Consider the following 5,056-nt stretch of genomic DNA (forward strand, 5'->3'; position numbering starts at 1 on the left):
AATCGCGTAAAACCGCGGTTGGGAAGTGTGTCATAAGTCACATAACTTTACAGCACCCTCCGATTATTTTTGTCTGCTTGGAGGGGCTTCCCGTCCGGGGATAAACTTGGCCGTGAAGGACGGGTGCTCTGCCGGATTCGACGCCGCTCGTCCGTCGCGGGGAAGTCGACATGAGAGCCTTCAAGTTCGCCGGCGCAGCTTTGGTCGCCGTCATCGTCGTGATCGTGCTCCTGCTGGTGATCGGGATCCCCTCGGGCTTCCTGACGTCGACGATTGCCGCGCGCGTCGAGCAAGCGAGCGGCTATCGGGTGTCGATCGACGGCGCGACCAGGATCAGCCTGTGGCCGACGCTGAACCTCACGCTGAACGACCTCACGCTCCAGAACCCCAAGGACCGCAGCGGCATCACGCGCCTGACGATCAACCGCGTGCAGGTCGACATGTCGTTGTCCAGCGCATGGTCGGGCCATCCGAAGATCAGCGAGATCGTCGTCAGCCACCCCGTGCTCTATTTGCCCATGCTGCGCGATCGCCTGCCCAATGCCGATGCATCGCCAGAGGCGGTTGCGCCCGACATGAGTGGTGTGACCATCGCGCGTTTTGCGATCACCGACGGCGAAGTCGTATTCTCCCGCGGGCGCGATCGCGTCGACAGCCGCGTCACGGCGATCAACGCCGACGCCGTCATCGGCCGCGACCGCAAGGTCGACGTCACCGGCACGGCGCGCATCGGCGAGCACCCGACCAAATTCGACATCAAGGCGACCACGCCGGCGCCGCCGGTCGAGCGGCAGACCATGCCGGTGGAGTTCACCATCGACATGCCAGACGTCTTGTCGTCGCAGCTCGTGGGCCATGCCGAGATGCGCCTCAACGGGCCGATCGTGATGATCAATGGCGTCAACGGCACGCTCGGCGATGGCGCCTTCAACGGCTGGGCCTCGGTCGACATTGCGAGCAAGCCCCTGGTCAAGCTCGATCTCGACTTCCAGCGGCTGACGATTCCCCAGTCGAAGTCGCCTGAAGCCGCACCCGCGCAGCCCTGGAGCGATGCGCCGATCGATGTCTCCGGGCTCAATTATGTCGATGCGCAAATCAGGATCTCGGCCAACGAGGTCGTCCTCGGCCAGGCCCGCCTTGCGCCGCTGGCGCTCGATGCCAAGCTCGCCGGTGGCGTGTTGAAGGCGAGCACCGCCAATCTCGGCGCCTATGGCGGCCAGGTCTCGGGCGAGCTGATCTTCGATGCGACCTCTGGCGCACCGAGCTTTGCCATGCATTCCGACATCGTCGGGGTGCGGGCACTGCCGCTGCTGCAGGGCTTGGCCGGCTTCGACCGCATCGACGGCAAGATGCAAGCCAAGCTCGCGCTGCGCAGCGCCGGCCCCAGCCAGCGCGCGCTGATGGCGAACATGCGGGGCACCGCCTTCGTCAATTTCCAGGACGGCGCCATCCGCGGCATCAATGTCGCGCAGATGATCCGCTCGCTGACGACCAGCAAGCTGTCGGGCTGGCAAGACAACCAGAACAACAACCAGAACAACAACCAGAACAACAACCAGAACAACAACCAGAACAACAACCAGAACAACAACCAGAACCCCAATCAGGAGCAGAGCACGGATTTGTCGCAGCTCTCCGCCTCGTTCCGCATCGACAAGGGCCAGGCGGTGACGACCGACTTCAACCTGGTCGGACCGCTGGTGCGCATCACCGGCGCCGGCACCATCGCGCTCGATACCAAGATGCTGGGCTTTCGGGTCGAGCCGAAGCTCGTCATGACGACCGAGGGCCAGGGCCGCAGCTCCGAACCGGTCGGCTTCGGCATTCCCGTGATGATCTCGGGCCCCTGGTCGCAGCCGCAGATCTATCCCGACATGGCCGGCATGATGGACAATCCGGATGCCGCCTATGCCAGGCTGCGTGAGATGGGCAAAGGCCTGTTCGGCCCTGACGGCGCCAAGCTCGGCGACATCCTCAACAGTTTTGGCCTCGGTGGGACCACTCCAGGCGGCGGCAACGGCAACACGGCCAACAACACCAACCCGCAGTTGCCGAACACCATGCCGATGCCCGGTGGCCAGCTCGGCGAAGCCATCGGCAATCTGATCCAGCAGGGACTGTCCAACAGCCCTCTGTCCAATGCTCCACCGACCGGCACCGGCCGCAGCCGCGGCCTGCCGGAAGCGGGCACGCCCCAGGGAGCGGGCACGCCCCTGGGAGCGGGCTCGCTCCAGGGAACCCCGACCACGGCGGCACCGCAGGCTTCGCCGTCGCCCCCTGAGAGCCCGCCGGTCGCGCAGCAGGACAGCCAGCCGATGAACGACGTGATGCGGCAGCTCTTTAATCGGTGATTGGCGGACCAAGGCGTCGAACTCCGCGCGCAGCCTTACACGGCCTCGTCACACAGTTCTTCATCCGAATGGATGAGGAAGACCGCTGCGACATGACCGCACCGGCGGGTCACCACACCCGCCTGGCGTCGGTCCAAAGGTCCAAATTGTGGTAGAATGGCCATCGGGCCCGTGCGGCCGATAGCGCTGGCGCAGGTTGCGGCGCGAGAGGATCCGGATGGCGGACGCGAACGACAAGATCCGGTTTCTGCGCGAGGGCCTGTTCGCCAAATATGTCGTCTCCCTCGTCGGCCTCGTCGTGTTCGTGCTCGCCGTCAACGGCGCGATGGAGACCTGGATCTCCTACCGCGCCACCACGACACAGCTGACCGACGGGCTCGGCGACAAGGCGCAGGCCGCAGCCCGGCGCATGGAGCAATCGGTCTCCGAGCTGGAGCGCCAGATCAGCTGGGTGACGACGGCCAGCCGGGACACGCTGGAGAAGCGCCGCGCCGACTACGCCCAGCTCTTGCAGCAGGTCTCCGTCGTCTCCCAGCTGTTCCAGCTCAACGGCGACGGCCGCGAGGTGCTGCGCGTCTCGCGCCAGTCGACCACGACCGGCAGCAATACGGACCTCGTCCGCGACATGCGCTTCACTGATGCGGTGGCGCGCGGGGTGAGCTATTCGGCGGCCAGCTTCGTCGATCAGAAGCCTGTCATGTCGATCTCGGTGGCGCATTCCGGCTTCAATGCCGGCGTCACCGTGGCCGAGATCGATCTCTCCTTCCTCTCCGACTTCCTGTCCGATTCCCAGCTCGGCAAGGCGGCGTTTGCCTATGTGGTCGATGCCCGCGGCCGCGTGCTGGCGACCTCGTCGAAGGGGCCTGAGGTGGGCAAGGATCTGTCGAAGCTGCCGCAGGTTGCCGCCGCCATCAGCCCCGGCCGCGAGGGCGACACGTTCGGCACCGACTTCAACGGCCATTCTGTTTTGACTGCTGCGAGCCCCGTACCAAAACTCGGCTGGAGCGTGCTGTTCGAGCAGCCGACCGCGCAGGCGCTGACGCCGATCCGCGACCAGCTCGTGCGCATCGCGCTTTTGATCGGCGTCGGCCTGATGGTGGCGATCCTCGCCGGCACGCTGCTGGCGCGCCGCATGATCATTCCGATCACGGCGCTGCGCAACGGCGCCCACAAGCTCGGCGAGGGCGATTTCAGCCACCGCATCGACGTGCATACGTCCGACGAGCTGGAAGAGCTCGCCGGCCAGTTCAACCGCATGGCCGGCCAGCTCCAGGAGACCTATACGAACCTCGAGACCAAGGTCGAGGAACGCACCCGCGACCTCGCCCAGTCGATCAACGAGCTGAAGGTGCTGGAAGAGGTCGGCCGCGCGGTCGCCTCCTCGCTCGACCTCAACGCCGTGCTGCCGACCATCGCCGCCCGTGCGCTGGAGATCAGCCATGCCGATGCGGTGGTGATCTACGGCCATGATGCCGAACGGCATCGCTTCAACCTGGTCGAGGCCGACGGCATCGACAAATCGGTCGAGGGCGCCCACGTCACGATCGACGAAGGCGAGAACATCTTGAGCGATGCCGCCAGGCGCGGCGAGCCGATCGCGATTGCCGATCTCGACCACGCCGCCGAGCAGCCGCTGCGCGACGTCGCGGTCGATGCCGGCTTCCATGCGGTGCTGGTGGTGCCGCTGGTCGACCAGCAGGGCACGCTCGGCTCGCTGGTGGTGCTGCGCCGTGCCCGCGGCGCGTTCGAAGGCAGCCTCATTGGCCTGATGCGGACCTTCGCCAACCAGGCGGTGCTGGCGATGCGCAATGCGCGGCTGTTCACCGAGGTCGACCACAAGAGCCACGCGCTGGAGACCGCGCACGCGACCGTGCGCGCGCAGGCCGACAAGCTCCGCCAGCAGACCGAGCAGCTCACCGACTGGAACAAGTCGCTCGAGGAACGCGTCGAGACCCAGCTCGGTGAGATCGAGCGCATCCGCAAGCTCGAGCGCTTCCTGGCGCCGCAGGTGGCGCAGCTGATCGCCTCCTCCGACAGCCCGGAAGGCCTGCTCACCAGCCAGCGCCGCGAGGTGACCGTGGTGTTCTGCGACCTGCGCGGCTTCACCGCGTTCACGGAAGCGACCGAGCCGGAAGAGGCGATGAACGTGCTGCGGGAGTATCACGCCGCGCTGGGCAAGCTGATCTTCAAATACGAGGGCACGCTGGACAAATATGCCGGCGACGGCGTGATGATCCTGTTCAACGCGCCGATCCAGTTCGAGGACCACACCGCGCGCGCCGTGAAGATGGCGGTGGAGATGCGCGACACCATCGGCCCGCTGACCGAACGCTGGCGCAACCGCGGCCACAGCCTCGGCTTCGGCATCGGCATCGCGCTCGGCTATGCCACGCTCGGCCAGGTCGGCTTCGAGCAGCGGCTGGAATACGCCGCGATCGGCAGCGTCACCAACCTCGCCTCCCGCCTCTGCAGCGAAGCCAAGTCCAACCAGATCGTGGTCAGCCGCCGCGTCTACGGCATGGTCGAACAATCCGTCGAGGCCCGCGCCCTCGACGATCTCCAGCTCAAGGGCTTTAACCACCCCGTGCTCGCGATGGAGATTTTGTCCTGGCGCGAGCACGAGGAGACCGTCGCCGACGCGACAGCCGCACGGGCGAGCGGGTAACAGCCGGCACAAAACTCGAAAACAACCCCATGCACAGTAG

2 protein-coding genes are annotated in these 5,056 nt (G+C 66.0%); both read left to right on the plus strand.

Features of this window, described 5'->3' with window-relative positions; genetic code table 11:
• Positions 1–170: 170 nt before the first annotated feature.
• Positions 171–2,351 (plus strand): AsmA family protein, encoded by a 2,181-nt coding sequence (locus K3F49_RS38980; protein ID WP_234686147.1) that lies wholly within the window; start codon positions 171–173, stop codon positions 2,349–2,351.
• Positions 2,352–2,568: 217 nt separating this feature from the next.
• On the plus strand, positions 2,569–5,016 hold the full coding sequence (locus K3F49_RS38985) for an adenylate/guanylate cyclase domain-containing protein (protein WP_234686148.1): 2,448 nt from the start codon (positions 2,569–2,571) through the stop codon (positions 5,014–5,016).
• Positions 5,017–5,056 lie beyond the last annotated feature (40 nt).

Source organism: Bradyrhizobium monzae, assembly GCF_021458635.1.
Taxonomy (GTDB): Bacteria; Pseudomonadota; Alphaproteobacteria; order Rhizobiales; family Xanthobacteraceae; genus Bradyrhizobium.